Below are 25,166 nucleotides of genomic sequence, written 5' to 3'. Positions count from 1 at the left end.
CTCCAACGTTAGACATCAGCTATGAATTGGGCTCCTCTCGCAGAGTGTAAGGACGAGAATTTTTACAGAGGCGTCGTTTTACGATTTCCGGGAAAGCATCCTTTTGAGAGCATTGTTGACTTCATGCTCATCGAGGATCACGACGCACCAGCAAGTTATAAACTCATTTGCTCCACTGGGTACCATGCTGGGCAAACAGAATTAGTTCTTCCTCTTGAAGCGAAACATCCCATCGGAGGAGTTTCGGTTATCTGGCTTCAAGAAAACTGGAAGAAGTGGATATATGCAAAGTGCGAGGTGCACGAGGTACGTTTCATCGAGAGCTATGGGGCGAACTTTGGTGCATAGGTTATCCGTTCTTCCAGAACGCCAAGGCCAAGGTATCGGTCGGGCGCTCATGGAGCACGGCCTTGCCAAACTCCGCGAGCTTGGTGCGAAAGGATGCGTTCTTGTTGGCGATCAGGCGTTTGATATCCGCTTTGGCTTCGCCAACACTCCTGCACTCATGCTCGACGGTGTTCCCCAGCAGTTCTTCTTGTCGTTATCGCTGAACGCTTCTTCTGCACAAGGTCAGGTCAAATACCATGCCGCATTGACGCGGAGAGCTAACACCACGCTTAAGGAGTGGTGCTGCCGGTTTAAATAGGCAACCGCCCCCACCAAACAAAAACCGCCAGGCAATGCTGGCGGTTTTTGCTGGGCCGACGCCGGCATCGGCATCACACCGATGATTTGGCTTCCGCCGCCGGCTGTATTGCCCCGGCGACATTGGGCAGGTTGTCCGTGCCATCGGCAGTAGCCTCCACCGCCGGGGGCTGGGTTGTTTTCGGGGCGTCGCCCTGATCCTGCTTGGCCAACAGCTTTTCCTTGATCCGTCTGGCGATCTCGCCTTCCATAGCCTGGCGCTTCTCCGGAGGCATGGCGGCCAGATCGTCCTCGGTGACGCCCATTTCCTTGAGCACGGCGTCGCGCAGGTGCTCCATCGGGGTCTTCTTCATGTAGTCGTTGAATTCGGCCAGGGCCGCGTCGTGAGCGGCCTTGGCGGCCTCCGCCTTGCCGGCCTGCTTGGCCGAGGCTTCGGCGGCCGAGCCGGCGGCGACCTGTCCGGTGATGGTCGGGGAACCGCCGCTGGCTTGCTGGGCCCGCGCCAGGAGCGACTGGAAGTCGCTGCCGCCCACAGCCGTCGACGTGCTGCGCCACGCACTCGCCTGGCTGCTGTCGGATACGTTGCCGATTTTCATGGGAAAGCTCCAAAACTTGACGGTTATGCTTATAGCAATCCCCGTGCCACATCTGCACGCGCTTGCTTGACCGGCATTCCCGGCCTTTTCAAACCATTTCCAGCCATCTTCCGGCGGCATCGGCGCTGCGGAAGCGGCTTCGAGCGGCAAGACGGGCCGCTTCCGCAGCAAATATTGCCGCCGCCCCCGGTCCCAACCCTGCCGCCCCTCGGATTTGCCGCGGCGTGCCTGTAAAATCGAGCCCTTCCGCCACCCACCAGGGACTCCCGCGTTGGCTCCCATGTTGACTCCCGTATCCGGCCCATCCCGGCCTCTCCGCCTTGCCATCAACGGTTACGGCCGCATCGGCCGCTGCTTCCTGCGCGCCCTGCACGAGCGCGGCCTGGCCGATCAACTCCAGGTGGTGGCGATCAACGAACCCGCCAATGCGGACAGCATTGCCTACCTGACCCGCTTCGATTCCACCCACGGGCGCTTTCCCGCCCCGGTGGAACTGGGCGACGAAACCCTGGTGGTGGATGGCCAGCCCATCGCCCTCACCCACGCCACCACGCCCGAGGCGGTGGATTGGCGCAGCCTGAAGATCGACCTGCTGGTGGAATGCTCGGGCCAGTACAGCAACCGGGCCGGGCTGGCGCGCTTCCTGTCCGCCGGCTGCCCCCGGGTGCTGCTCTCCCACCCGGCCAACAGCGCCGCCGACGTGGACGCCACGGTGGTCTACGGCCTCAACCACGGCCGCCTCGCCGGCAACGAGCGGCTGATCTCCAACGCCTCGTGCACCACCAACGCGGTAGTGCCGGTGCTGGAGTTGCTGCACCGGGAACTGGGCCTGGAACAGGTGCTGCTCACCACCCTGCACTCGGTGATGAACGACCAGCCCCTGGCCGACGGCTATCACCACACCGACCTGCGCCGCACCCGCTCGGCCATGCAGTCGATGATCCCCGTTTCCACCGGCCTGGCCCGGGGCGTGGAGCGGCTGCTGCCAGCCCTGGCCGGCCGGGTGCTGGCCAAGGCGATCCGGGTGCCCACCCTCAACGTCTCGGCCATCGACCTCACCGTCACCTTGGCCCGGGACACCACCCCGGCCCTGGTCAACGACCTGCTACGCCAGGCGTCCGAAGGCCCGTGGCGGGGCGTACTGGCCACCTCGGGCGATCCCCACGCCTCCATCGACTTCAACCACGATCCCCATTCGGCCATCGTGGACACCAGCCAGACCCGGGCCGGCGGCCCCCGGCTGATCAACCTGTTCGTCTGGTTCGACAACGAATGGGGATTCAGCAACCGGCTGCTCGACACCGCCGTGGCCCTGACCGACGCCAAGTAATACAATCCGGCTGCAAAAAACCAACGCCGCCGGCCGCCCACCAAGGAACGCCGGCCAACCCTCAGGAGGGGAAACATGACGTCTGCACTGCGCAACATCGCACTGCTCGCCGGCCTGGCCGTGCTCGGCGCCGGCTGCGCCGGCAAGGCCGCCAAACCCGAGGACGGCGCGCAGCCGGCCACCGATGCCACCGCCACCACCACGGCGGCAGCCCCCGCCCAGGCGTTGCCGCCCTGCCCCGCCCCTGCCAAGGCCCCGGCGAAGAAGGGCAAGACCAGCAAATCCAAGGCCGCCACCACGCCGCCGCCCACCGACTGCACCCCGACCGACGGCAGCACCGCCGCCCCGGCCGCTGCAACCGCCGCCGCGCCGGCGGCCAAGAGCGCCGATGCCTCCCCCGCCCCCGCCGGCAAGGACGGCCCGGGCATGAAGAACGGCTACGTGGTCGATTCGTCCAAGGTCGAATCCGGCTACGGCCAGAAGGTGAAGGGCATCAACGACTGGGAAGGCGAAATCACCGGCCGCCCCGCCGCCGGCAGCAAGTTCACCTCGCTCAAGATCGGCATGTCGATGGCCCAAGTCACCAACCAGATCGGCCAGCCCACCGACCAGGGCGCCTACATCACCGGCAAAGCCTGGATTCCCTTCTACTTCGGCAGCGACCGGCACCGCTACGAGCTGGTCTACAAGGGCCAGGGCCGGCTGATCTTCGCCGGCGGCGCCGGCTTCAGCGGCGACTGGGGCTCTGGCCACCTGATCTGGGTCATCCACAACAGCGGCGAGGGTTGTTGCCGCTGAGCCCCCTACGACGGCACGACGCCCCGGCGCCGTGCCGTTTTCATTTCCCTTTCTCCCTTTCCACGGTTTCCGCCATGCAATTCAAGAAACTCACCGACCTCGACCTCGCCGGCAAGCGCGTCTTCATCCGCGCCGACCTGAACGTTCCCCAGGACGACACCGGCCGCATCACCGACGACACCCGCATCCGTGCCTCGGTGCCGGCCATCAAGCTGGCCCTGGAAAAAGGCGCTGCCGTCATGGTCACCTCCCACCTGGGCCGCCCCACCGAGGGCGAGATGAAGCCCGACGACACCCTGGCCCCCATCGCCCACCGCCTGGCCGAGCTGCTCGACCGCAAGGTGGCCCTGGTGGACAACTGGGTGGACGGCGGCTTCGAGGTCAAGCCCGGTGAGGTGGTGCTGCTGGAAAACTGCCGGGTGAACAAGGGCGAGAAGAAGAACAACGACGAGCTGGCCCAGAAGATGGCCAAGCTGTGCGACGTGTATGTGAACGACGCCTTCGGCACCGCCCACCGGGCCGAGGCCACCACCCACGGCATGGCCAAGTACGCCCCCGTGGCCTGCGCCGGCCCCCTGCTGGCGGCCGAGCTGGACGCCCTCTCCCGCGCCCTGGAAAACCCCAAGCGCCCCCTGGTGGCTATCGTCGCCGGTTCCAAGGTGTCCACCAAGCTGACCATCCTCAAGTCCCTGGCCGAGAAGGTGGACCAGCTGATCGTCGGCGGCGGCATCGCCAACACCTTCATGGTCGCCAACGACCTGCCCATCGGCCAGTCCCTGGCCGAGCTGGACCTGGTGGACGAAGCCCGCAACATCATGGACATCATGGACAAGCGCGGCGCCTCGGTGCCCATCCCCGAAGACGTGGTGGTGGCCAACGAACTCTCCGCCCACGCCCGCGGCAACCGGGTGGATGCCCAGGACGTGGCCCCGGACGACATGATCCTGGACATCGGCCCCAAGACCTCGGCCAAGCTGGCCGGCATCATCGCCCACGCCGGCACCATCGTCTGGAACGGCCCGGTGGGCGTGTTCGAATTCGATCAGTTCGGCGGCGGCACCAAGATGCTGGCGGCGGCCATCGCCCACTCCCCGGCCTTCTCCATCGCCGGTGGCGGCGACACCCTGGCGGCCATCTCCAAGTACGGCATCGAGAAGCAGATCGACTACATCTCCACCGGCGGCGGCGCCTTCCTGGAATTCCTCGAAGGCAAGAAGCTGCCCGCCGTGGAAGTGCTGGAACAGCGCGCCAACGGCTGAGCCAGAGCTTCATCCGCCCCCCTCGGGGCGCAAAGGCAAACGGCCCGGGAAATTTCCCGGGCCGTTTGCTTTTCATTCCCGCCGCCGCATCGGCGCGGGAGTTCTCCGCGGCGCCGTCAACGTGCCTTCAGCGCGCCCACTCCCGCCCGAAGGCGTACTTGAGCAGGGCGGCGGTGCCTTCGATGCCCACCTTGCGCTTGATGTTGAGACGGTGGGTTTCCACGGTGCGTACGCTCATGCCCAGGGCGCTGGCGATGCGCTTGTTGTTGAGCCCCTCGGCGATCAGGGCCAGCACTTCCTTTTCCCGATGGGTCAGCAGGGGGCCGGCAGGGTGGCCGCTACCGGCCACCGGGTCCACCCCCGCCGAGTAGTAACAGCCCCCGGCCTGCACCGCGTCGATGGCGGCAAAGATCTCGTCGGAGGGAGCGTCCTTGAGCACGTAGCCCCGGGCCCCGGCACGCATGGCCTCGGCCACGTACTCCGGGTTGTCGTACATGGTCAGCACCACCAGCCGGGTCGGCACTTCCTGGCGGCGCAGCCGGGCGATCAGGTCGATGCCGCTCTCGCCGCGCATGCCGATGTCCACCAGGGCCAGGTCGGGCCGCTCGGCCAAAATCAGCCGCTCGGCAGCCGCCGCATCCCCGGCCTCGCCCACCACCCGCAGGTGGGGCGAGGCTTCCAGGCAGGCCCGCACGCCGTCCCGCACCAGGGGATGGTCGTCGACGATCACCACGCGGACCGTGGCCGGTTGTTCGCTCATGCTGTGTTTCCTTCAACCAAAAAAGGGATGGGCGTCGGCGGGAACGAACACGCTCACCACCGTGCCCCGTTCGTCGGATTCGATCGACAGGGTGCCGCGCAGGGCGGCCAGCCGCTCGCGCATGTTGCGCAGGCCGATGCCGCTGCGCGGGTGCCGCTCCACCTCGGCCACGTCGAAGCCCTGGCCGTCGTCGCTGATCGTCAGGCGCAGCCCCAGGGCGTCCTGGGTGGTCTCGATGCCCACCGAGGCGGCGCCGGCGTGGCGCTCCACGTTGGACAGGGCTTCCTGGGCGACGCGGAACAAGGCGGTGGCCACCGCCTCGGGCAGCTCGCCACCTCCGCCCCGGTGGGACACGGAAACCGCCAGGCCGGTTCGGTCGGCGAAGTCCCGGCCCAGGTGGTCCAGGGCGGCGGCCAGCCCCAGGTCGTCGAGCAGCGCCGGGCGCAGGGCGTGGGAGATACGCCGCACCTCGCCGAGGATTTCATTCAGCCGGGCGATGCCCCGCTCCAGCAGGGGCACCGCCTCGCCGGCCCGCTCCGGCCCCTGGGCGAGGCGGCCCCGCGCCGATTCGACGAAGAACTTCACCGATACCAGCATCTGGCTCACCCCGTCGTGCAGTTCCCGGGACAGGCGGGCCCGCTCCTCTTCCTGGGACGACACCACCTGGCGGGCCAGGGCGCGCAGCTTGACGTCGGCCAAGCGGTGCTCGCTGATGTTGAGCGCCAAGCCGGCCACGGCCACCAGCAGGGCCGCCACCACGGCGATGGCCGCCACCACTTGCAGGTTGGTCTCGATCTGCCGCGCCGATTCGGTGTGGATGCGTTGCAGGGCCTCGTCCACGTCATCCAGGTAGATGCCGGTGCCCACCATCCAGCCCCAGCGTTCCAGCAGGATCACGTAGCCCAGCTTCTGCTCCATGCGGTGGGTGGTGGGCCGCTCCCACAGGTAGGGTTCGTAACCGCCGCCGCCCTTGGCCCGGGCGAGCAGGCGCTGGATGGTGGGGGTGCCGTTGGGATCGCGCAACTCCCACAGGTTGCGCCCCACCAGTTCGGGCTGGCGCGGGTGCATCAGGTTGTTGCCGCTCAGGTCGTACACGAAGAAATAGCCGTCCACGCCGAAGGCCAGGTGGGACAGCACGTCCTTCACCTGCTGCTGGGCGGCCGCATCGTTGCGGCCGCTGTCGTAGATCGGGGCGATGGCCGCCCGGGCCAGCTCCATGTAGTGCTTGAGCTCGGCCTCCTTCATGGCATTGAGCACCGGAGCCACGGCGGCCCCTTCTTCCCGCGCCAGGGCCTCGCCCTGCTGGCGGATCGCCAGGGCGATGGCGATGCAGGCCACCACCAGGGGAACTACCGCCAACAGCAGGATCTTGCGCCGCAAGCGCCCTTCGGCGCCGGGATAGCCGGCCTCGCCACTACGTGGTAACACGTAGTCGCCCTGCGTAGTAGCTCGGATTTTTTCCATCCCCCGCTCCTCTTACATTTCGCTAACCGGTCGCCATTGCGCTCGGGCTGCAAGTTTACCGCCCGCCTACCGGCATGGCGGTGTGTCGTTTCCATACAAAGGAAGAACGAGGAGATCCATGAAAACCATCCAGCGCCATCTCGGCTGGGCGGCGGTTGCGCTTCTGGGCGCAGCCGCATTCGGTGTCGTCGCCCTGCATCGCGGCGAGACCATCAACGCCCTATGGCTCGTCATCGCCGCCGTCTGTACCTACCTCATCGCCTACCGCTACTACAGCCTGTACATCGCCGACCGGGTCATGGAGCTCGACCCGACCCGGATGACCCCGGCGGTGCGCCACAACGACGGCCTGGACTACGTGCCGACCAACAAGTACGTGCTGTTCGGCCACCACTTCGCCGCCATCGCCGGCGCCGGCCCCCTGGTGGGCCCGGTGCTCGCCGCCCAGATGGGCTACCTGCCGGGCATGCTGTGGATTCTCGCCGGGGTGGTCTTCGCCGGCGCGGTGCAGGACTTCATGGTGCTGTTCATCTCCACCCGCCGCGACGGCCGCTCCCTGGGCGACCTGGTCAAGTCGGAGTTGGGGGTAGCCCCGGGCGTGATCGCCCTGTTCGGCACCTTCATGATCATGGTGATCATCCTGGCGGTGCTGGCCCTGATCGTGGTCAAGGCCCTGGCCGGCTCCCCCTGGGGTACTTTCACCGTCGCCGCCACCATCCCCATCGCCCTGCTGATGGGCGTCTACACCCGCTACCTGCGCCCGGGCCGCATCGGTGAAATGTCGGTGATCGGCTTCGTGCTGCTGATGGCCTCCATCGTCTACGGCGGCGACATCGCCGCCAGCCCAGTGTGGGGTCCCCTGTTCACCTTCGACGGCAAGCAGCTGACCTGGATGCTGATCGGCTACGGCTTCGTCGCCTCGGTGCTGCCGGTGTGGCTGCTGCTGGCCCCCCGGGACTACCTGTCCACCTTCCTCAAGATCGGCACCATCATCGGCCTGGCCATCGGCATCGCCGTCGTGGCCCCCAACCTGCAGATGCCGGCCCTGACCAAGTTCATCGACGGCTCCGGCCCGGTGTGGGCGGGCAGCCTGTTCCCCTTCCTCTTCATCACCATCGCCTGCGGCGCCGTCTCCGGCTTCCACGCCCTGATTTCCTCGGGCACCACGCCGAAGCTCCTCGACAACGAGAAGAACGCCCGCTTCATCGGCTACGGCGGCATGCTCATGGAGTCCTTCGTCGCCATCATGGCCCTGGTGGCCGCCTCGGTGATCGAGCCCGGCATCTACTTCGCCATGAACAGCCCCCTGGCCGTGCTCGGCAGCACCGCCCAGGACGCGGCCCAGGTGATCTCCCAGTGGGGCTTCTCCGTCACCCCGGACATGCTGCTGCAAACCGCCAAGGACGTGGGTGAGCAGACCATCATCTCCCGTGCCGGCGGTGCCCCGACCCTGGCCGTGGGCATGGCCCACATCCTCTCCAGCGTGCTCGGCGGCAAGACCATGATGGCCTTCTGGTACCACTTCGCCATCCTGTTCGAAGCCCTGTTCATCCTCACCGCCGTGGACGCCGGCACCCGGGCCGGCCGCTTCATGCTGCAAGACCTGATGGGTACCTTCGTGCCCTCGATGAAGCGCATGGACTCGATCCCCGCCAGCCTGATCGCCACCGCCCTGTGCGTGGCCGCCTGGGGCTACTTCCTGTACCAGGGCGTGGTCGATCCCCTCGGCGGCATCAACACTCTGTGGCCCCTGTTCGGCATCGCCAACCAGATGCTGGCCGGCGTGGCCCTGATGCTGGCTACCGTGGTGCTGTTCAAGATGAAGCGCCAGCGCTTCGCCTGGGTGACCATCGTGCCGACCATCTGGCTGCTGCTGTGTACCCTCACCGCCGGCTGGCAGAAGGTGTTCCACGAGAACCCCAAGATCGGCTTCCTCGCCGCGGCCAACAAGTACCGCGCCGCCATGGAGCAGGGCCAGCTGCTGGCCCCGGCCAAGACCATGGAACAAATGCACCAGATCGTGCTCAACAACTATATCGATGCGGGCATGGCCGCCCTGTTCCTGTTCCTGGTGGTGAGCATCCTGCTCTTTGCCGTGCCGGCCTGCCGCAAGGCCCTGGACAAGCCCAGCCGCACCGACAAGGAAACCCCCTTCGAGCTGATGCCCGAAGGCGTCCGCGTCTAAGGAAGAAGGAAGGCACACCGTGTTCTCTGACCTCGCCCGCGTCGGCAAGTATCTCGGCCAGGCCGCCCGCCTGATGGTGGGCGTGCCCGACTACGACGCCTACGTGCAGCACATGCGCCTGACCCATCCGGAGCAGACGCCCATGAGCTACGAGGAATTCTTCCGCGAGCGCCAGGAAGCCCGCTACGGCGGTGCCGACGGGCGCCCCGGGCGCTGCTGCTGAACGCCCGGGCGGAACCATCCCGCCCCTCCCGCCGGCCGGCCGACCTCGCGTCGCGCCGGCCGGTTTTTCGTTGGACGACCATGACCCGACAATCTTCCCAACCCCTGCCGCCGATTCCGGTGACCATCCTCACCGGCTTCCTCGGCGCCGGCAAAACCACCCTGCTCAACCGTCTCATCGCCGCCGCCGGCGACACCCGCATCGCCGTGGTGGAAAACGAGTTCGGCGCCGTCGGCATCGACGGCGGCCTGATCGAGGCCGCCGGCCGCCCCGACATCACCGTGATCGAGCTGGCCAACGGCTGCGTCTGTTGCAGCGTGCGCGGCGAAATGAGCCGGGCCCTGGCCGACCTGGCCGACCGGCGCGATGCCGGCACCCTGGCCTTCGACCGACTGGTGCTGGAAACCACCGGCCTGGCCGACCCGGCACCGGTGGCCCAGGCCTTCTTCGTGGACGAGGGCGTGCGCGAGCGCTACGTGCTCGACGGCATCCTCACCCTGGTGGATGCGGTGCACGCCCCCGCCCAGCTCGACGAGCAACGGGTGGCCGCCGCCCAGGTGGGCTTCGCCGACCGGCTGCTGCTGACCAAGACCGACCTGGTGGACGAGGCCCGGGTGGCAGCCCTGACCGAGCGGCTGCGCCGCATCAACGCCCGCGCGCCCATCGCCCCGCCCCCGGCGGACACCAGCGTGGCCGCCCTGCTCGACCTCAACGCCTTCCACCTGGACGACGTGCTGGAAGTCGATCCCGGCTTCCTCACCGGGCACCACCCCCAGGGCCTGGCCCGCAGCGGCATCGCCACTGCCGGGGAGCACACCCGCTCCTGGGACGACGACGTCTCATCCCTGGTGCTGCACCACCCCGGCGAGGTGGACGTGGCGCGCATCGGCGCCTACGTGGAAGGACTGCTGGAGGCCAACGGCAACGACATGCTGCGCTACAAGGGCGTGCTGGCCGTGCGCGGCAACCCGCAGCGCCTGGTCTTCCAGGGCGTGCACCGCATCACCGGCTTCGACTACGGCCGCCCCTGGGGCGAGGGCGAAACCCGGGAGAGCCGCATCGTCATCATCGGCCGCCGCCTGGACGCCGCCGCCATCGAGGCCGGCTTCCAAGCGGCGTGCCAGTGAGGCGCGCCGCCGGCCCACTCCCGTCGCCGGCTCCGTAGCGCTGAAAACGGCCAGGCCTCCACCCGGGAGGCCTGGCCAGTAGTCCAGGGTGGCCCACGAGCCGCCCTGTCGTTTGTCTTGCCGGTTGCGCTCAGTGCTGCGAACCGCGCCTACCCCTGCGCCGCCTCGGCAACGAAAATCTCCACCCGGCGGTTCTTCGCCCGGCCGGCGGCGGTGCCGTTGTCGGCTACCGGCTCCCGGGCGCCCCGGCCGTCGATGCTGATGCGGTTCATCGCCACGCCCCGCTCCACCAGGTAGTCCCGGGTGGCGCTGGCCCGGTTCACCGACAGGGGCTGGTTGATCGCGTCCGACCCGGTGTTGTCGGTATGGCCGACGATGCGCACCGTGGTCACCGGGTTCTGGTTCAGAGTGGTGGCGAAGCGATCCAGGATCGGCCGCATGTTCGGCTTGACCACGTAGCTGCCGGTGTCGAAGGAAATGTCGCTGGGAATATCGAGCTTCAACTGGTTATCGGCGGTCTGGCTGACCTTCACCCCGGTGCCCTGGGTGGCCTGCTCCATGGCCGCCTTCTGCTCCTGCATGTGCCGCGACCACAGGTAGCCGCCCCCCGCCCCCAGGGCGCCGCCGATCACCGCCCCAGTGGCCGCGCCGCGCCCGCCGTGGGTCGCGCCGCCCACCACCGCCCCGGCCAGGGCCCCGATGGCCGCCCCGGTCCCGGTGGTGCGCTGGGTTTCGCTCATGTCGGCGCAACCGCCCAGGCCGCCGACCCCGATCACCACAGCCGCAAGCGCGGCGCTGATCCTGTTCATGTTCCCGCCTCCGTTGAGGGTTGGTGAACATTCACTATAGCCAAACCCGGCACCACGGCATTGCCGCTATGGGCGCGATATTCCGCCACCCGGGCAAAATCTGGGCGGCACCGCCCTCACAGCCACTTCGCCCGCTTGAAGCGGTAGTACAGGTAGCCGCAGGTGGCCGCGATCAGGCCCAGGGCCATGGGGTAGCCGAATTCCCAGTCCAGTTCGGGCATGGCCTTGAAGTTCATGCCCCAGATGCCGGCGAAGGCGGTGGCCACGGCGAAGATACCGGCCCAGGCGGCGAGCTTCTTGTTCACCTCGTTTTCTTCGATGGCGACCATGGACAGGTTGACCTGCATGGCGGTGCCGATGGTGTCCCGGCAGGCGTCTAGGGAGGCGTTGATGCGCGCCAGGTGGTCGATCACGTCGCGGAAGTAGTGCTGGCTGCGGGCGCATACCTCGGGCACCCGGCCGCCGGTGAGCTTGCCGGCGGCTTCCAGCAGGGGCGTCACGGCGTGGCGCAGCTCGGTGACCTTGCGCTTCAGTTCGTACAGCCGCTCGATGTTGGAACGGGCGGCGCCCTTGGCGAAGATGTGCTCCTCGACGATTTCCAGCTCCGCCTCCAATTCGCTCAACACCGGGAAGTAGCGATCGACCACTGCGTCCATCAGGGCGTAGAAGACGAAACCCGAGCCGTCCTTGAGGCGCTGCGGCTCCCGCTCGCAGCGGCCGCGCACGCCGAGGAAGTCGTGGCTGCTGCGGTTGCGCACCGAGAGCACGTAGTTGTGGCCGACGAAGACGTCCACCTCGCCGCAGTTCAGTTCCCCGTCCTGCATCTCGACCAACTGCATGACGGCGAACAGGGAATCGCCGTATTCCTCCACCTTGGGCCGCTGGTGGCCGTGCAGGGCGTCTTCCACGGCCAGTTCGTGGAGGTGGAACTCCTGGCGCATTTCCTCCAGCTCGTCCCGGGTGGCGTCACGCAGGGCGACCCAGACGAAACAGCCGGGGATGGCCAGGTAATCGCTGATTTCGGCGATGGTGATGTCGGCGAGTTTTTTGCCTTCTTGGTAGGCGGCACAGTTGATGAGCATGGCGGTGCGTAGGGTGCCCGGCGGAGCGGACGTGGCAGGGTTCGCGGGAGACGCCGTCGCCGGCGCGCTAGAATCCTCACCATAACCACAGAACGGAGGACCGTCCATGCCCCGCCATACCAAGATCGTCGCCACCCTCGGCCCCGCCTCCAGCGATGCCGACACCCTGACCCGCATGATCGCCGCCGGGGTGGACGTGGTGCGGCTCAATTTTTCCCACGGCAAGGCCGAGGACCACGTCGCCCGGGTCAAGGCCGTGCGCACCGCCGCCGAGCAGGTGGGCCGCCCGGTGGGCATCCTGGCCGACCTGCAAGGGCCGAAGATTCGCGTCGGCAAGTTCGCCGAGGGCAAGGTGACCCTGGCCAAGGGCCAGGCCTTCATCCTCGACGCGGCCTGCAACCTGGGCAATGACGAGCGTGTCGGCCTCGATTACAAGGACCTGCCCAAGGACGTGTCCGCCGGCTCGGTGCTGCTGCTCGACGACGGCCGCATCGTCCTTGACGTGGTGCGGGTGGCCGGGCCGGAAATCCACTGTACGGTGCGCCACGGCGGCGAGCTGTCCAACAACAAGGGCATCAACCGCCAGGGCGGCGGCCTGTCCGCGCCGGCCCTAACCGCCAAGGACATGGAAGATTTGAAGATCGCCGCCCAGCTGGGCGTCGATTTCCTTGCCGTGTCCTTCCCCAAAAGCGCCGCCGACATGTACATGGCCCGCCAGCTGATGCGCGCCGCCGGCGGCCGGGCCCTGCTGATCGCCAAGATCGAGCGCACCGAGGCGGTGGAGAACCTGGCCGAGGTGCTCGATGCCTCCGACGGGGTGATGGTGGCCCGGGGCGACCTGGCGGTGGAAGTGGGCGACGCCGCCGTGCCAGCCTTGCAGAAGAAGATGATCCGCATGGCCCGGGAGAAGAACAAGGTGGCGATCACCGCCACCCAGATGATGGAATCCATGATCCACTCGCCGGTGCCGACCCGGGCCGAAGTGTCCGACGTGGCCAACGCCGTGCTCGACGGCACCGACGCGGTGATGCTGTCGGCCGAGACCGCCTCGGGCCATTACCCGGTGGAAACGGTGGAGGCCATGGTGCGGGTGTGCGTCGAGGCCGAGCGCTCGGCCGAGGTCACCCTGGACCGGGAATTCCTCGACCGGATATTCACCCGCATCGACCAGTCGGTGGCCATGGCCGCCATCTGGACCGCCCACCACCTCAAGGTGAAGGCCATCGCCGCCCTGTCCCAGTCTGGCTCCACCGCCCTGTGGATGAGCCGGCTCAACTGCGGCGTGCCGGTCTATGCCCTCACCCCCGAAGCCTCTGCCGTGGGGCGCATGACCCTCTACCGGGAAGTCTGTCCCCTGCTCATGGGCGAGCAGCACACCGACCGGGAACTGCTGCTGGCCGACGCCGAGCAGCTGCTGCTGGCCAAGGGCGTGGTGGAAAAGGGCGACCTGATCGTGCTCACCATCGGCGAACCGATCGGCACCCCGGGCGGCACCAACACCATGAAGATCGTGCGGGTCGGCGACCACCAGCTGCAAACCGGCTGACCCACGCCGCCAAACCCCAAGCAGGACGGGCATCTCCGCGATGCCTCCACCAAACCCCGCGCCCCTGGCCGATCTTGAGGCATGCCTCGTGAAGATCGGCCAGGGGCGCGGGGTTTCATCAATGGGGTGCGGAATGCAGCCGCCCGCCCCCGGGTTCAGCGGAACACGCCCAGCACCTTGAGCAGGGCCACCAGCACCACCGCCCCCAGCACGCCGAAGGCCAGGCCGGCCAGGGAGAAGGCCCCGGCCGTCTCGGCGGCGCCGATGCCGATCACGTCGCCGAACAGCCAGCGCCCCAGGGCCGAGCCGACCACCCCCACCAGGACGTTGGCGATGATGCCCTGCTGGGCATCGGTATTCATGACGCGGCTGGCGACCCAGCCGATCAGGCCGCCCACCAGCAGCGTGACGATCCAGCCCATGGCGCTCTCCTCTGCACGTTGTCATTCACAGCCGTTGGAGTGCGGCGACGGCGGAACGTTTCCGCCACCGGACTGACGGCCCCGGCCCCACCCCCAGCCTTGCCGGCTTTGCTAGAATCGCCACCGCCCGGTTCGCCGGGCGACCACCACGCCTTCCTGGTGCCCGCAAGGGAGAATCGGGAACGCGGTGCTCCCCGCCCTGCCGGCGGGGCTATTCCGCGACGTGCCCAACGCTGTGAGGGGGACTGCCGACGCACACGCCACTGGCCACCGGGATCGCACCCTTCAGCGATCCGGGCCGGGAAGGCGCGCCGGCGGGACGATCCCGAGTCAGAAGACCGGCCAGGAAGGATTCGACGGACCGCACGGCCAGGCGGGCCCGCCACCGTTCTTCACAAGGGGACTCCATGAAGATCGAACCCATCGGCACGACCGCCGGCCATCCTTTCGCCGCGCCTGCCACTCCCGCCCCGGCCGCCCCCGGCCACCAGCCGGACCCGGACTTCACCGCCGAAGCCCGGGAAGCCCTATACCACACCATCTTTTCGCGCCGCGACGTGCGCGGCCAGTTCCTCCCCGACCCGGTGCCGGACGAGGTGCTGTCGCGCCTGCTCACCGCCGCCCACTTCGCCCCCTCGGTTGGCTTCATGCAGCCCTGGAGCTTCATCGTGGTCAAGGACCCGGCCACCAAGGCGGCGGTCCACAGCGCCTTCGACGAGGCCAACCGGGAGGCGGCGGAAATGTTCGAGCAGCACCGCCAGGGCCTCTACCGCTCGCTCAAGCTCGAAGGTATCCAGGAGGCGCCGATCAACCTGTGCATCACCTGCGACCGGGACCGGGCCGGCCCGGTGGTGATCGGCCGCACCCACCTCAAGGTGATGGACATCTACAGCGCCGTCTGCGCCGTGCAGAACCTGTGGCTGGCGGCCCGGGCCGAGGGCCTCGGGGTCGGCTGGGTGTCGATCTTCCACCAGGCGCGGCTCAAGGAAATCCTGGATATTCCCGAGCGGGTGATTCCCATCGCCTACCTGTGCATCGGCCGGGTCAGCCACTTCTACGCCAAGCCGGAACTGGAATCCGCCGGCTGGCGCTCCCGCCTGCCCCTGGAAACCCTGGTCCACGCCGAACGCTTCGGCGCCCCGGTGCCCGAGGCCCTGGTGCCCCACCTGCAAGCCGACCAGGCCCGGGCGGCCCGGGAACGCAAGCTCTGACCCCCCGCCATCGCGGCCCGTAGGCCGGGCTCCGGGAGCGCAAGGAAACGGGGTAAAATGCCCGCCTTCGCCCCCGGGGCCTTTTGCTATTTAGGAAGACCACCATGCCTCTCGTTTCGATGCGCCAACTCCTCGACCACGCTGCCGAGAATGGCTATGGCCTGCCCGCGTTCAACGTGAACAACATGGAGCAGGTCTGGGCCATCATGGAAGCCGCCAACGAGGTGAACGCCCCGGTGATCATGCAGGCTTCCGCCGGCGCCCGGAAGTACGCCGGCGAGCCGTTCCTGCGCCACCAGATCCTCGCCGCCCTGGAAGCCTATCCCCACATTCCCGTGGTGATGCACCAGGACCACGGCCAGTCCCCCGCCGTGTGCATGGCCGCCATCCGCTCCGGCTTCTCCTCGGTGATGATGGACGGCTCCCTGGAAGAGGACGGCAAGTCCGTCGCCTCCTTCGAATACAACGTGGCCGTGACCAAGAAGGTCACTGAACTGGCCCACGCCATCGGCGTGTCGGTGGAAGGCGAACTGGGCGTGCTCGGCTCCCTGGAAACCATGAAGGGCGACAAGGAAGACGGCCACGGCGCCGAGGGCACCATGACCCGCGACCAGCTGCTGACCGACCCGGACCAGGCCGCCGACTTCGTCAAGCAGACCAACTGCGACGCCCTGGCCATCGCCATCGGCACCAGCCACGGCGCCTACAAGTTCACCAAGAAGCCCACCGGCGACATCCTGGCCATCGACCGCATCGCCGAGATCCACGCCCGCATCCCCAACACCCACCTGGTGATGCACGGCTCCTCCTCCGTCCCCCAGGAGCTGCTGGAAGAAATCCGCCAGTTCGGCGGCGACATGAAGGAAACCTACGGCGTGCCCGTGGAAGAGATCGTCAAGGGCATCAAGCACGGCGTACGCAAGGTGAACATCGACACCGACATCCGCCTGGCCATGACCGGCGCGGTGCGCCGCTACCTGGTGGAAAATCCCGCCAAGTTCGACCCCCGCGACTTCCTCAAGCCCGCCCGGGAAGCGGCCAAGAAGATCTGCGTGGCCCGCTACCAGGCTTTCGGCTGTGAGGGCCAGGCGAGCAAGATCGTGCCCGTGTCCCTGGACAAGATGGCCGAGCGCTACAAGAAGGGCGAACTGAACCAGATCGTCCGTTAAGCGTTCACCAGGCTCGCGCCTGCTCCGCACCAGGACGGCATCGCCACGGCGATGCCGTCTTGCTTGCAAGCCCCCCTGCCGCACGGGTTGCGCCCGGAGCAAAACCGCCTGAACCGGCATTCTTGTCAGCCGCCGCCCCGGCTGGCAAAGTCGACCGCCACTCTCGACCCCACCCGCGCCCCCACCCTTTAGCCCATCCCTATGCCCGCCTTCCGCGAACACCCGCTGCGCCAGCGCCTCAACGACGAGGTCCATTCCCGGCCGCCCATGGCGCTGTCCGGGGCGGAATGGATCAGCTACCTGGCGGTGCTCCACGACGGCGGCGACGCCGCCACCGAGGAAGCCCACCTGCACCAGCTGTGCGGCGCCCTGGGCACCCAGCTGTGCCCGGTGATCCAGGGCGACCACTGGATGATGGAAGCCGGCGACCTGCGCCTGAAGTGGGAGCGGCACAACGAGTTTTCCAGCTACACCTTCTTCCGCCGCCGCCAGCCCGGCGATCCCCTGTACACCTCGGCCCTATCGGCCCTGCCCGGGGACTGGCTGGCGGGCATCCCCGGCACGGTGATGGTGGCCACCCACATCGAGCTGCGCCCCGCCGCCGACATGGCGCCGGAAGCGGTGCTGGCCGACCTGGCCCAGCGCGGCGACGCGGTGGTGGCGACCCAGGTGGCCGACAACGCTGCCTGGGTGTATTCCGACTTTCAGTTGCACGACGGCTATTCCCGCTTCCTGGTCCTCGACGACCACCTGACCCACCGCCAGGCCGGGCGCACCGTGCAGCGCCTGCTGGAGATCGAGACCTACCGGATGATGGCCCTGCTGGCCTTTCCGGTGGCCAAGGAGGTGGGCCGCTTCCTGGCCCGGGCCGAGGGCGAACTGGCCGACCTGATGGACCGCATGGGCGAGGCGCGCAGCACCGAGGACGAGCGCGGCCTGCTCACCCGCCTGACCCGTCTGGCGGCGGAGGTGGAGCGCTCGGTGACCCGCACCGCCTTCCGCTTCGGCGCCGCCGAGGCGTATTACACCCTGGTGCAGCAACGCATCCGCGACCTGCGCGAACAGCGCGTCCCCGGCTTTCCGCCGATCCAGGAATTCATGGAGCGCCGCCTGGCCCCGGCCATCAGCACCTGCCTGTCGGTGGCGCGGCGCCAGACCGAGCTGTCCACCCGCATCGCGCGCAAGAGCGCCCTCTTGCGTACCCGGGTGGACATCGAACTGGAGCGCCAGAACCAGGAACTGCTGACCCAGATGAACCGGCGCGCCAAGCTGCAACTGCGCCTCCAGGAAACCGTGGAAGGCCTGTCGGTGGTGGCCATCACCTACTACGCTTCCCAACTGGTGACCTACGTCTACAAGGGGCTCAAGCCCGTGACCGGCGGCCCCTCCTACGAGGCCATCACCGCCATCGCCGTGCCGGTCATCGGCGCCCTGGTGGCGGTCAGCATCCGCCGCATGCGCAAAGCCCTGGCCGCCGAGGAAGAAGGCCTGCACTGAGCCGTACCGCTTCCAGCCCCTGCCTTTAGCCCTTTCCCCTTTTCATTCCGTCACTTTCAGGAAACCTACCGTGACCGCTGCCCTGTTCGAATCCACCATCGCCAGCCTGCCCCTGATCGCCCGGGGCAAGGTCCGGGACATCTACGCCGTGGGCGACGACAAGCTCCTCATCGTCACCTCCGACCGCCTGTCGGCCTTCGACGTGATCCTGCCCAACCCGATCCCGGGCAAGGGCAAGGTGCTCACTCAGGCCGCCAACTTCTGGTTCGACCGGCTCGCCCACATCGTTCCCAACCAGCTCACCGGCATCGACCCGGAAACCGTGGTGGCCGAGAACGAGCGCGAGCAGGTGCGCGGCCGCTCCCTGGTGGTCAAGCGCTTGAAGCCCCTGCCCATCGAGGCGGTGGTGCGCGGCTACCTGATCGGCTCCGGCTGGAAGGACTACCAGGAAACCGGCACCGTCTGCGGCATCAAGCTGCCCGCCGGCCTGAAGATGGCCGCCAAGCTGCCCGAGCCGATCTTCACCCCGGCCACCAAGGCCGAGGTGGGCGACCACGACGAGAACATCTCCTTCGAGCAGGCCCAGACCCACTGCGCCGCGGTGCTCGCCGACGCCCTCTACGGCACAGGCAAGACCGGCGCCCAACTGGCCACCGAGGCCCGCGACGTGGCCATCCGCCTGTACACCGAGGCCTCCGAGTACGCCGCCACCCGAGGCATCCTGATCGCCGACACCAAGTTCGAGTTCGGCATCGACGACAAGGGCACCCTGCACCTGATCGACGAAGCCCTGACCCCGGATTCTTCCCGCTTCTGGCCCCGGGACGAGTGGGCCGAAGGCCGCAACCCGCCGTCCTTCGACAAGCAGTTCGTGCGCGACTACCTGGAAACCCTCAAGGACTGGGGCAAGAAGGCGCCGGGCCCGCAGCTGCCCGACGAGGTGATCGCCGTCACCGCCGCCAAGTACCGGGAAGCCTTCGAGCGCCTGGCCGGCCATCCCCTGGCCGACTGAGCCTCCGCGCATCGCCCCGCCGGCGGCGCTTTGCCGCAGCGCACCACGACGCGCTGCGCTGCGGCACGACGGCCAGGCGAACCACATCGCCGCTCCCGGGGTCATATCCGTACCCCTGACCCCTGGAGGCGGCGATGCTCACCGGTTCTCCGCCGGACCTTACTCCGGCCCCTTCCGCTTCATCCCCCCACCTCACCTCGGCCCAGCTGCGCATCCGCCGCGTGGCGCCGCTCCGGCCATTCGCCTGGCTGGGCCTGGGCCTGGCCGACCTGCGCCGCACCCCGGCCGCCAGCCTGGCCTTCGGCGCCCTGTTCGCCGCCATCGGCTTCGCCGCGTTGCTGGTGGGCGACCAACACCCGAGATCGGCCATGGCCGCCCTGTCCGGCTTCCTGCTGGTGGGCCCGCTGCTCGCCGTGGGCTTCTACGAATTGTCCCGGCGCATCGCCGCCGACGAGCCAGTGGACGCCCTGCTCGCCCTGGCCGGCTTGCGCCGCCGCTGGCGCCCCCTGGCCGCCTACGGGGCGCTTCTCGCCCTGTTCTATTTCTGCTGGGAACGGCTCACCGTGGCCATCCTCGCCTTTCTGCTCGGCAGCGCCGACCTGTGGGACTTCGCCGGGCTGCTGCGGGAAGTGTTCCTCTCGCCCCGCCATCCAATCCTGGCCATGGCCTGGATCTTCTCCGGCGGGGTGATCGCCGCCCTGTGCTTCCTGGTTTCGGTGGTCACCGCCCCGGTGCTGGTGGACCGGGGCGGGCGCCTGTCCGACGCGGTGGAGGCGAGCATCGTCGCCGTGTCTGAAAACGTCGTGCCGATGCTGCTCTGGTCCGGCCTGATCGTCGCCCTGGTGCTGGTCGGCTTCGCCACCTTCATGGTGGGCCTGGTGGTGATCGTCCCCCTGCTCGGCCATGCCACATGGCACGCCTACCGGGAGCTTGTAGAATAGGCCCGAGACCGCGCCAATCCTCGGCCTGCGCGACGCCCCCGTCAAACTCCGCGCCCCGCTTAGCTCTCCAGGCACACCCTCTGGAAAGCCACGACTGGCGCGGGGTTTGCCCAGATGGTCCGCCAGGGGCATGACAGCGCGGCCCAGATCAGTTACCCGAGGCAGCCTATCCGCCGCCGCCATCTTCATCCCGCCGCCCCTGGCGGCGGATGCGTTTTCCGCCCTGCGCCCAACCCGACTCCTTTCGCCCTATTGCCCTAGCGCTTCATTCCCGCCATGACCACCACCAATCCTCTGCTCGATTTCTCCGGCCTGCCCCGCTTCGACGCCATCGCCCCGGCCCACGTCCGCCCCGCCGTCGAGCAGTTGCTCGCCGACGGCCGCGCCCTGGTGAAGACCCTCACCGCCGCCGGCAGCCCGGCCACCTGGGCCGGCTTCGCCGCGCCCCTGACCGACGGCCTGGAGCCCCTGTCCCGGGCCTGGGGCATCGTCGGCCACCTGCACTCGGTGAACGACGTGCCGGAATGGCGCGAGACCTACAACGACCTGCTGCCGGAAGTGACCCGCTTCTACACCGAGCTGGGCCAGAACCTGGCCCTGTTCGAGAAGTACAAGGCCCTGCGCAACAGCGCCGAATACGCCACTCTGACGCCGACCCAGCAGAAGATCGTCGATAACGAGGTGCGCGACTTCCGCCTGTCCGGCGCCGAACTGCCGGAAGCGGTGAAGCCCCGCTTCCAGGCCATTCAGGAAGAGCTGGCCGGCCTGTCCGCCAAGTTCTCGGAAAACCTGCTCGACGCCACCAACGCCTTCGCCCACGTCGTCACCGATGCCGCCCAGCTGGCCGGCCTGCCGGAAGACGTGCAGGAAGCCGCCCAGGCCGCCGCCGAGAAGGCCGGGGAGAAGGGTTGGAAATTCACCCTGCACGCCCCCTCCTACCTGCCGGTGCTGCAATACGCCGAACACCGCCCCCTGCGCGAGCTGATGTACCGGGCCTACGCCACCCGGGCCGCCGAGTTCCCCGAGCACGGCAGCAAGCCGGAGTGGGACAACGCCCCGTTGATCGCCCGCCTGCTCGAACTGAAGCGCGAGGAGGCCCAGTTGCTCGGCTACGCCAATTTCGCCGAGATTTCCCTGGTGCCCAAGATGGCCGAATCCCCGGCCCAGGTGCTGGCCTTCCTGCGCGAGCTGGCGGCCAAGGCCAAGCCCTTCGCCGAGCAGGACGTGGCCGAGCTGCGCGACTTCGCCGCCAAGGAACTGAACCTGGCCGACCTGCAACCCTGGGACGTGTCCTACGCCGCCGAAAAGCTCAAGCAGGCCCGCTACAGCTTCTCCGAGCAGGAGGTGAAGGAATACTTCCCCGAGCCCCAGGTGCTGGCTGGCCTGTTCCGGGTGATCGAATCCCTGTTCTCGGTGCAGGTGAAGCCCGACGCGGCCCCCGCCTGGCATCCGGACGTGCGCTTCTTCCGCATCGAACGCAACGGCGCCCTGGTGGGCCAGTTCTACCTGGACCTGTACGCCCGGGAGACCAAGCGCGGCGGCGCCTGGATGGACGAGGCGGTGACCCGCCGCCTCAAGAACGGTGCCATCCAGACCCCGGTGGCCTACCTCAACTGCAACTTCCCGGCCCCCGTCGGCAACAAACCGGCCACCTTCAGCCACGACGACGTGATCACCCTGTTCCACGAAACCGGCCACGGCCTGCACCACCTGCTTTCCCAGGTGGAAGAGCTGCCGGTGTCCGGTATCCACGGCGTGGAATGGGACGCGGTGGAACTGCCCTCCCAGTTCATGGAGAACTTCTGCTGGGAGTGGGACGTGCTCGCCCACATGACCGCCCACGTGGACACGGGCGCTCCCCTGCCCCGCGCCCTGTTCGACAAGATGCTGGCGGCCAAGAACTTCCTCGCCGGCATGGGCATGGTGCGCCAGCTCGAATTCAGCCTGTTCGACATGCTGCTCCACGCCGACTTCGACCCGAAGGGCCAGCAGGGCGTGCTCGACCTGCTCAACCAAGTGCGCCAGGAGGTGGCGGTGCTGGTGCCGCCGCCCTGGCACCGCTTCCCCAACAGCTTCTCCCACATCTTCGGCGGCGGCTACGCCGCCGGCTACTACAGCTACAAGTGGGCCGAGGTGCTGTCGGCGGACGCCTACGCCGCCTTCGAGGAGGCCGGCAACCCGCTCGACGCCGCCACCGGCGAGCGCTTCCTGCGCGAGATCCTGTCCGTGGGCGGCTCCCGCCCGGCCATCGAGTCGTTCAAGGCCTTCCGCGGCCGGGAGCCTTCGGTGGATGCACTCCTGCGGCATAATGGAATGGTTGCCGCCTAGGACCGCCGCCCCGTGCCGCTAGACCTTCCAGCCCCCTTAGCGCTCCGCTCCGCAGCCCGGCCACGCCGCCGGGCCGCGGCCGTGGCAGCCTTGCTCTGCCTGGCCTGGATTCCGGCCCAGGCCCAGACCACCTACCGCTGGATCGACCGGGACGGCCGGGTGGTGGTGTCCGACACGCCGCCGCCGGCCAACGCCCGCAGCGTGGAATCCCGGGCCGCTGCCACCGGCAGCGCGCCGCTACCTCTGGACGTGCAACTGGCCAGCCGCAACTTCCCGGTGGTGCTGTACACCGCCGCCGACTGCGGCCAGCCCTGCGACGACGCCCGAGCCCTGCTCGCCGGCCGGCGCGTGCCCTTCAGCGAGAAGGCGGTGCGCAGCGACGAGGATTTCCGTGCCCTGAAGGCCGCCACCGGCGACAGCTTCGTGCCCACCCTGACCGTGGGCAAGGAAGTGCTCAAGGGCCTGGCCCCGCCGGACTGGAACAACCTGCTCGACCTGGCCGGCTATCCCCGGTCCGCGCCCTGAGCGCCCAGCCGCCCTTTCCCCGTCTCTCTCCCTTTCTCCGCCCTAATTTCCGCCGGCCCCGCCGGGCCGCCCCACCGACGAGAAGCCCCTTGTCCGATACTCCCGCCACCGCCGCCACTGCTACACCTTTTTCCATCGCCACCTGGAACGTCAATTCCCTCAAGGTGCGCCTGCCCCACCTGCTCGAATGGCTGGCCGAGGCCAGCCCCACCTTGGTCTGCCTGCAAGAGACCAAGCTGGAGGACCACGCCTTCCCCACCGCCGAGATCAAGGCCGCCGGCTACCAGGTGGCCTTCTCCGGGCAGAAGACCTACAACGGCGTGGCCATCGTCTCGCGCCTGCCCCTGACCGACGTGGTGATGGGCAACCCGCGCTTCGACGATCCGCAGAAGCGCCTGATCTCGGCCACCGTGGCCGGCCCCGACGGCGACGTCCGGGTGGTGGGGGCCTATTTCCCCAACGGCCAGGAAGTGGGCTCGGACAAGTACGCCTACAAGCTGCAATGGCTTGCCGCCCTGCACGACTGGCTGGCCGGCGAACTGGCCGCCCACCCGCGCCTGGCCCTGTGCGGCGACTACAACATCGCCCCGGCAGACGAGGACGTGCACGACCCGGCGGCCTGGGCCGGCCAGATTCTCTGTTCCGAACCCGAGCGCCAGGCGTTCCGCGACCTGGTCGGCCTGGGGCTGGTGGACGCCTACCGACTGTTCCCCCAGGCCGAGCGCAGCTTCTCCTGGTGGGACTACCGCAACCTGGGCTTCCAGAAAAACCTGGGGCTGCGCATCGACCACGTGTTGCTGTCCGCCCCCCTGGCTGAGCGCTGCACCGCGGCACGCATCGAGCGCCACCTGCGCAAGAAAGAGCGCCCCTCGGATCACGCGCCGGTGATCGCCACCCTTTCCTGATCCTTTCCCTGCCTTTCTCCGCCCTTCTGCCCATTCCAGCCGCCCCAGCCGCCATGTCCGCCGCCACCGATTCCCGGCTCACCGCCCTCTACCCCTGTCTGGCGGGCCTGCCCTCCGCAGCCCTGGCGGAACTGCCGCCGCCCATGACGGTGCCGGCGGGCACGGTGCTGTTTTCCGAATGCCAACCCTGCCAGGGCTTTCCCCTGGTGCTCGACGGCACGGTGAAGGTGGTCCGTTCCGCCGCCTCGGGGCGGGAGCTGATGCTCTACCAGGTGGTGCCCGGCGCCAGTTGCCTGATCACCAGCAGCTGCCTGCTCGGCCGCAGCCCCTACCCGGCCCGGGGGGAAACCCTCACCCCGGTCACCCTGACCCTGCTGCCCCGCCCCCTGTTCGACCGGCTGCTGGCAGAGCATGCCCCGTTCCGGGAATTCGTCTTCCACCTCTTCGCCGACCGGCTGGCCGACCTGATGACCCTGGTGGAGGAAGTGGCCTTCCAGCGCCTCGACCAGCGCCTGGCCCGCCTGCTGCTGGCCCGGGGCGGATTGACCGCCGACGGGCGGATCGCCGCCACCCACCAGCAACTGGCCGAAGAACTGGGCAGCGTGCGCGAGATCGTCTCGCGCCTGCTCAAGCAGCTTGCCGACGCCGGGGCGGTGCGCCTCTCCCGGGGCGGCATCGACCTGCTCGACCGGGACATCCTGAGCCGTTTCGCCGCCCCCGCCTGATCCAGCTTGCCCCGTCGGGCGGCAGCCCCCGCCATATCCCTGGATTACGCAAAATCGCGTACCCGGTGCCTTGCCATTGGCGCCATTCCAAGCCGTTTACCGCAAAATTTCGCTTTATGTAACTTGGGTCACAGACGCTTTCGCTCGGCCGGGTCTATCATGAAATGGTTATGAACCAAAGGAGGCAACCATGAAAGCGAACGTTGGCGGTATCGACAAAGTGGCGCGTATCGGCGCCGGCGTGGTGCTGATCGGCCTGTCCCTGGCCGGCATGATCGGCCCCTGGGGTTACATCGGCGTGGTGCCCCTGGCCACTGGCCTGATGGGCTGGTGCCCGGCCTACTCCCTGTTCGGCATCAAGACCTGCTCGACCAAATAAAAGGCGCTGGAACGACGATCCAGCCCTAGGATTCCACCCTTGGCGCGGTTTGACTGAAAAGTCAGCACCGCGCTTTTTTTCGTCCGCTCCGGCGCACTCCGGTGTTTTCACCCCGAACGGCCATAAATCCAGGGTGAGGCGCCTGCCGGCCCCGCCTGGGCCGGAACGTGAAAAAAGCCGCAGAACGGCCGTCGATGCTGCTGCAATGCCCCAACCATGGCCTTTCTT

At 68.1% G+C, this 25,166-nt stretch carries 25 protein-coding genes and 1 riboswitch; of the genes, 19 read left to right on the top strand and 6 right to left on the bottom strand.

Annotation, left to right across the window (positions count from 1 at the left end; translation table 11 throughout):
- Positions 1 to 21: 21 nt before the first annotated feature.
- Both imm45 and LWW89_RS16330 read left to right on the top strand, forming a co-directional pair.
- Positions 22 to 348 carry an Imm45 family immunity protein gene (gene imm45 / locus LWW89_RS17575; RefSeq protein ID WP_365782133.1) on the top strand — a complete coding sequence of 109 codons (327 nt, stop codon included), beginning with the start codon at positions 22 to 24 and terminating at the stop codon, positions 346 to 348.
- Positions 284 to 646, top strand: a complete 363-nt coding sequence (locus LWW89_RS16330; protein WP_365782130.1) for an N-acetyltransferase — start codon at positions 284 to 286, stop codon at positions 644 to 646. The genes imm45 and LWW89_RS16330 overlap by 65 nt, the downstream gene beginning before the upstream one ends.
- 73 nt (positions 647 to 719) lie before the next feature.
- On the opposite strand, the gene LWW89_RS16325 is transcribed toward LWW89_RS16330, so the two are convergent.
- Entirely contained in the window at positions 720 to 1,241 is a 522-nt protein-coding gene (locus LWW89_RS16325; RefSeq protein WP_293266079.1) for a hypothetical protein, read from the bottom strand.
- Positions 1,242 to 1,521: 280 nt separating this feature from the next.
- Here LWW89_RS16325 and LWW89_RS16320 point away from each other — a divergent pair, with 280 nt between their 5' ends.
- The 3 genes from LWW89_RS16320 (at position 1,522) to LWW89_RS16310 (ending at position 4,628) form a co-directional block, all read left to right on the top strand.
- Positions 1,522 to 2,571: a glyceraldehyde 3-phosphate dehydrogenase NAD-binding domain-containing protein gene (locus LWW89_RS16320; RefSeq protein WP_293266077.1), complete on the top strand. Its 1,050-nt coding sequence runs from the start codon at positions 1,522 to 1,524 to the stop codon at positions 2,569 to 2,571.
- A gap of 75 nt (positions 2,572 to 2,646) precedes the next feature.
- Complete coding sequence (locus LWW89_RS16315; RefSeq protein ID WP_293266075.1) at positions 2,647 to 3,369, top strand: hypothetical protein; 723 nt, start codon at positions 2,647 to 2,649, stop codon at positions 3,367 to 3,369.
- Between the two features lie 74 nt (positions 3,370 to 3,443).
- Positions 3,444 to 4,628 (top strand): phosphoglycerate kinase, encoded by a 1,185-nt coding sequence (locus tag LWW89_RS16310; RefSeq protein WP_293266073.1) that lies wholly within the window; start codon positions 3,444 to 3,446, stop codon positions 4,626 to 4,628.
- 127 nt (positions 4,629 to 4,755) lie between these two features.
- On the opposite strand, the gene LWW89_RS16305 is transcribed toward LWW89_RS16310, so the two are convergent.
- On the bottom strand, positions 4,756 to 5,388 hold the full coding sequence (locus LWW89_RS16305) for a response regulator transcription factor (RefSeq protein ID WP_293266071.1): 633 nt from the start codon (positions 5,386 to 5,388) through the stop codon (positions 4,756 to 4,758).
- 12 nt (positions 5,389 to 5,400) lie between these two features.
- On the bottom strand, positions 5,401 to 6,852 hold the full coding sequence (locus LWW89_RS16300; protein WP_293266069.1) for a cache domain-containing protein: 1,452 nt from the start codon (positions 6,850 to 6,852) through the stop codon (positions 5,401 to 5,403).
- A 118-nt stretch (positions 6,853 to 6,970) separates the two neighbouring features.
- Here LWW89_RS16300 and LWW89_RS16295 point away from each other — a divergent pair, with 118 nt between their 5' ends.
- The 3 genes from LWW89_RS16295 (at position 6,971) to LWW89_RS16285 (ending at position 10,387) form a co-directional block, all read left to right on the top strand.
- A complete protein-coding gene (locus tag LWW89_RS16295) occupies positions 6,971 to 9,037 on the top strand; it encodes a carbon starvation CstA family protein (protein ID WP_293266067.1) in 2,067 nt (688 codons plus the stop codon).
- Between the two features lie 19 nt (positions 9,038 to 9,056).
- Entirely contained in the window at positions 9,057 to 9,260 is a 204-nt protein-coding gene (locus LWW89_RS16290; protein WP_054622138.1) for a YbdD/YjiX family protein, read from the top strand.
- Positions 9,261 to 9,340: 80 nt separating this feature from the next.
- Entirely contained in the window at positions 9,341 to 10,387 is a 1,047-nt protein-coding gene (locus tag LWW89_RS16285) for a GTP-binding protein (RefSeq protein WP_293266065.1), read from the top strand.
- A 149-nt stretch (positions 10,388 to 10,536) separates the two neighbouring features.
- Here the strand turns inward: LWW89_RS16285 and LWW89_RS16280 are convergent, their stop codons facing one another.
- Positions 10,537 to 11,196, bottom strand: coding sequence for an OmpA family protein (locus LWW89_RS16280; protein ID WP_293266063.1), 660 nt, complete (start codon positions 11,194 to 11,196; stop codon positions 10,537 to 10,539).
- Between the two features lie 116 nt (positions 11,197 to 11,312).
- Positions 11,313 to 12,278 carry a magnesium/cobalt transporter CorA gene (gene corA / locus LWW89_RS16275; RefSeq protein ID WP_293266061.1) on the bottom strand — a complete coding sequence of 322 codons (966 nt, stop codon included), beginning with the start codon at positions 12,276 to 12,278 and terminating at the stop codon, positions 11,313 to 11,315.
- A gap of 106 nt (positions 12,279 to 12,384) precedes the next feature.
- Between corA and pyk the strand changes: the two genes are divergently transcribed.
- Positions 12,385 to 13,824, top strand: coding sequence for a pyruvate kinase (gene pyk / locus LWW89_RS16270; RefSeq protein WP_293266059.1), 1,440 nt, complete (start codon positions 12,385 to 12,387; stop codon positions 13,822 to 13,824).
- Positions 13,825 to 13,979: 155 nt separating this feature from the next.
- Here the strand turns inward: pyk and LWW89_RS16265 are convergent, their stop codons facing one another.
- Positions 13,980 to 14,246, bottom strand: a complete 267-nt coding sequence (locus LWW89_RS16265) for a GlsB/YeaQ/YmgE family stress response membrane protein (RefSeq protein ID WP_293266057.1) — start codon at positions 14,244 to 14,246, stop codon at positions 13,980 to 13,982.
- A gap of 140 nt (positions 14,247 to 14,386) precedes the next feature.
- A riboswitch (cobalamin riboswitch) is annotated at positions 14,387 to 14,608 on the top strand.
- A 45-nt stretch (positions 14,609 to 14,653) separates the two neighbouring features.
- On the opposite strand from LWW89_RS16265, the gene bluB reads away from it, so the two are divergent.
- The 10 genes from bluB to LWW89_RS16215 all read left to right on the top strand — a co-directional run bounded on the left by bluB (position 14,654) and on the right by LWW89_RS16215 (position 24,938).
- Entirely contained in the window at positions 14,654 to 15,457 is an 804-nt protein-coding gene (gene bluB, locus LWW89_RS16260) for a 5,6-dimethylbenzimidazole synthase (RefSeq protein ID WP_293266055.1), read from the top strand.
- Positions 15,458 to 15,561: 104 nt separating this feature from the next.
- Positions 15,562 to 16,626 (top strand): class II fructose-bisphosphate aldolase, encoded by a 1,065-nt coding sequence (fba, locus tag LWW89_RS16255; protein ID WP_054622132.1) that lies wholly within the window; start codon positions 15,562 to 15,564, stop codon positions 16,624 to 16,626.
- 201 nt (positions 16,627 to 16,827) lie between these two features.
- Positions 16,828 to 18,123, top strand: coding sequence for a DUF3422 domain-containing protein (locus LWW89_RS16250; protein WP_293266052.1), 1,296 nt, complete (start codon positions 16,828 to 16,830; stop codon positions 18,121 to 18,123).
- Between the two features lie 70 nt (positions 18,124 to 18,193).
- Positions 18,194 to 19,135 carry a phosphoribosylaminoimidazolesuccinocarboxamide synthase gene (locus tag LWW89_RS16245; RefSeq protein WP_293266050.1) on the top strand — a complete coding sequence of 314 codons (942 nt, stop codon included), beginning with the start codon at positions 18,194 to 18,196 and terminating at the stop codon, positions 19,133 to 19,135.
- 134 nt (positions 19,136 to 19,269) lie between these two features.
- Entirely contained in the window at positions 19,270 to 20,076 is an 807-nt protein-coding gene (locus LWW89_RS16240; RefSeq protein ID WP_293266048.1) for a DUF2189 domain-containing protein, read from the top strand.
- A 276-nt stretch (positions 20,077 to 20,352) separates the two neighbouring features.
- On the top strand, positions 20,353 to 22,404 hold the full coding sequence (locus LWW89_RS16235) for a M3 family metallopeptidase (protein WP_293266046.1): 2,052 nt from the start codon (positions 20,353 to 20,355) through the stop codon (positions 22,402 to 22,404).
- A gap of 81 nt (positions 22,405 to 22,485) precedes the next feature.
- The gene (locus LWW89_RS16230; protein WP_293266044.1) at positions 22,486 to 22,929 is read left to right on the top strand and encodes a glutaredoxin family protein; all 444 of its coding nucleotides are present in this window, start codon (positions 22,486 to 22,488) and stop codon (positions 22,927 to 22,929) included.
- Positions 22,930 to 23,018: 89 nt separating this feature from the next.
- Positions 23,019 to 23,834, top strand: a complete 816-nt coding sequence (gene xth / locus LWW89_RS16225; RefSeq protein WP_293266042.1) for an exodeoxyribonuclease III — start codon at positions 23,019 to 23,021, stop codon at positions 23,832 to 23,834.
- Positions 23,835 to 23,887: 53 nt separating this feature from the next.
- On the top strand, positions 23,888 to 24,559 hold the full coding sequence (locus tag LWW89_RS16220; protein ID WP_293266040.1) for a Crp/Fnr family transcriptional regulator: 672 nt from the start codon (positions 23,888 to 23,890) through the stop codon (positions 24,557 to 24,559).
- A gap of 190 nt (positions 24,560 to 24,749) precedes the next feature.
- Entirely contained in the window at positions 24,750 to 24,938 is a 189-nt protein-coding gene (locus LWW89_RS16215; RefSeq protein WP_293266038.1) for a DUF2892 domain-containing protein, read from the top strand.
- The last annotated feature ends 228 nt before the right edge of the window (positions 24,939 to 25,166 follow it).

Source organism: Oryzomicrobium sp., assembly GCF_021287045.1.
Taxonomy (GTDB): domain Bacteria; phylum Pseudomonadota; class Gammaproteobacteria; order Burkholderiales; family Rhodocyclaceae; genus Oryzomicrobium.
Note: the sequence above shows the minus strand (reverse complement) of the source record. Positions and strands in the feature narration are given on the sequence as shown.

Bases quoted from the DNA above. Each gene is read 5' to 3' on its own strand.
- LWW89_RS16305 (WP_293266071.1), bottom strand. From the start codon at position 5,388: ATGAGCGAACAACCGGCCACGGTCCGCGTGGTGATCGTCGACGACCAT.
- fba (WP_054622132.1), top strand. From the start codon at position 15,562: ATGCCTCTCGTTTCGATGCGCCAACTCCTCGACCACGCTGCCGAGAAT.
- LWW89_RS16285 (WP_293266065.1), top strand. From the start codon at position 9,341: ATGACCCGACAATCTTCCCAACCCCTGCCGCCGATTCCGGTGACCATC.
- imm45 (WP_365782133.1), top strand. From the start codon at position 22: ATGAATTGGGCTCCTCTCGCAGAGTGTAAGGACGAGAATTTTTACAGA.
- LWW89_RS16220 (WP_293266040.1), top strand. From the start codon at position 23,888: ATGTCCGCCGCCACCGATTCCCGGCTCACCGCCCTCTACCCCTGTCTG.
- LWW89_RS16330 (WP_365782130.1), top strand. From the start codon at position 284: ATGCAAAGTGCGAGGTGCACGAGGTACGTTTCATCGAGAGCTATGGGG.
- pyk (WP_293266059.1), top strand. From the start codon at position 12,385: ATGCCCCGCCATACCAAGATCGTCGCCACCCTCGGCCCCGCCTCCAGC.
- LWW89_RS16320 (WP_293266077.1), top strand. From the start codon at position 1,522: ATGTTGACTCCCGTATCCGGCCCATCCCGGCCTCTCCGCCTTGCCATC.
- LWW89_RS16315 (WP_293266075.1), top strand. From the start codon at position 2,647: ATGACGTCTGCACTGCGCAACATCGCACTGCTCGCCGGCCTGGCCGTG.
- LWW89_RS16280 (WP_293266063.1), bottom strand. From the start codon at position 11,196: ATGAACAGGATCAGCGCCGCGCTTGCGGCTGTGGTGATCGGGGTCGGC.
- LWW89_RS16300 (WP_293266069.1), bottom strand. From the start codon at position 6,852: ATGGAAAAAATCCGAGCTACTACGCAGGGCGACTACGTGTTACCACGT.
- LWW89_RS16250 (WP_293266052.1), top strand. From the start codon at position 16,828: ATGCCCGCCTTCCGCGAACACCCGCTGCGCCAGCGCCTCAACGACGAG.
- LWW89_RS16235 (WP_293266046.1), top strand. From the start codon at position 20,353: ATGACCACCACCAATCCTCTGCTCGATTTCTCCGGCCTGCCCCGCTTC.
- LWW89_RS16265 (WP_293266057.1), bottom strand. From the start codon at position 14,246: ATGGGCTGGATCGTCACGCTGCTGGTGGGCGGCCTGATCGGCTGGGTC.
- LWW89_RS16310 (WP_293266073.1), top strand. From the start codon at position 3,444: ATGCAATTCAAGAAACTCACCGACCTCGACCTCGCCGGCAAGCGCGTC.
- LWW89_RS16215 (WP_293266038.1), top strand. From the start codon at position 24,750: ATGAAAGCGAACGTTGGCGGTATCGACAAAGTGGCGCGTATCGGCGCC.
- corA (WP_293266061.1), bottom strand. From the start codon at position 12,278: ATGCTCATCAACTGTGCCGCCTACCAAGAAGGCAAAAAACTCGCCGAC.
- bluB (WP_293266055.1), top strand. From the start codon at position 14,654: ATGAAGATCGAACCCATCGGCACGACCGCCGGCCATCCTTTCGCCGCG.
- LWW89_RS16295 (WP_293266067.1), top strand. From the start codon at position 6,971: ATGAAAACCATCCAGCGCCATCTCGGCTGGGCGGCGGTTGCGCTTCTG.
- LWW89_RS16325 (WP_293266079.1), bottom strand. From the start codon at position 1,241: ATGAAAATCGGCAACGTATCCGACAGCAGCCAGGCGAGTGCGTGGCGC.
- LWW89_RS16240 (WP_293266048.1), top strand. From the start codon at position 19,270: ATGCTCACCGGTTCTCCGCCGGACCTTACTCCGGCCCCTTCCGCTTCA.